Here is a 1,318-nt window from a genome sequence, read left to right on the forward strand (position 1 = left end):
CGGCTTGGCAGGACAACTAAAAATCATGTCCCTACCTCCTGGATTACCACATAAACCTGTACATCTTCTGTCGGGACCGTCTGCGCCTTGAATGTCAATTTGTTGGCCGCCTGTCCCGTGCAGGATATCCCAGCGGCAGAATACACCGCTTGGTCCGCAATCGTCGGCATTGGCTGAATCAACTGTTTACTCTCATCCGCAAGTACGCCCGGAACTGTAACAGTCTGGGTGTTGTTGGACCAAGCGGAGAGGGGGAGGGTAACCAGGGTGGATTTTGGTCTAGAATTGCGGAGTTCCTCCTTTACATCGTCCATCGTAGGCAGATAAGCATCATTTTCCGCAAAGCCGGTTTTTTTTGCGCCCCCTACGTTATAGAAAAACACGCCCCCACAGTCTACTTTTTGAACAATGCCAGAGCCCGGACTTGTGAAAGCATCAATCTCTCCTGGATTGGCAAACATATATGCCGTATCATGATTACTAGAAATCCCGATCAGCGGTAACTTCTCAAGGCCCACAAAATCTCCATTCACAGCTAACTGCACTCTGGGATCTGTGCCTCCGTCTACCGGATCAGGGGACTCAACTACCTCCAGCACCAACTCCCCAGTCATAGTCCCCCCGCTCAACTGGAGATACCTCTGGTCGGCCTGTTCCTGGGTCATGCCAGATTGTGGTGCATCCTGTGGCACGGCGTTACCCCCGCTGTCAAAGCCAACCACCTGACCCTGGGTGCCGGTGAGTTTATCCTGCTTCTCATTCGCCAGGGCAGCGGCCGCAGTGGGGAGGGAATCACTACCGGCCCCAACCGTCACGCCGGTATCACTAATAGTTTTCAGTGTGTCATTCACATTCTTCTTGATGCGGTCAATTTCGCTCTGTACGCTCATGCCGCACCTCCTCAGATGGCCGCAAGGGCTTCCTCAATGTCACTGGTCAAGCTCACGCTGCCCCCGGAGGTGTACCCGGCAGGCACAGAATAGGAGGTCGTGGTCAGGCCATCGATGGTGCCGGAAACAGCGCCGTTATTCGCCATGGAGCCGGATACCAATGTGCCTTTCGCATCTACGATCTTCTTACCAGTCAGCACATCAGCCGCAGCAGCCGTTACTCCGCTTACGTCCTGATATGCGGCTGGAATGGCTCCAACGGTAACCTTAGACAGCACTTTTCCTGTGGTTGGCGCAATCGTCTGGGCGGACTTACTGGGGGTTGCGGTCTTTTCTTCCAGCGTGATAGATACTGTTCCAGCTCCGTCATGGTGTCCGGACGGAATCGTATAGGATGGAGCCGCAACGGTCAGCGTTTGGGTAACTGC

The 1,318-nt window shown here is 54.2% G+C and carries 1 protein-coding gene and 1 pseudogene; both read right to left on the reverse strand.

Annotated elements, in window-relative coordinates; all coding sequences use genetic code 11:
* Window positions 1–23: 23 nt before the first annotated feature.
* Complete coding sequence (locus H8S11_RS13710) at window positions 24–890, reverse strand: hypothetical protein (RefSeq protein WP_186853536.1); 867 nt, start codon at window positions 888–890, stop codon at window positions 24–26.
* Window positions 891–901: 11 nt separating this feature from the next.
* Window positions 902–1,318 (reverse strand): annotated as a pseudogene (locus H8S11_RS13715) (hypothetical protein); the annotation flags it as partial.

Origin of the sequence: Flintibacter hominis, assembly GCF_014287965.1 — a bacterium.
GTDB classification, from domain to species: Bacteria; Bacillota; Clostridia; order Oscillospirales; family Oscillospiraceae; genus Lawsonibacter; species Lawsonibacter aceti.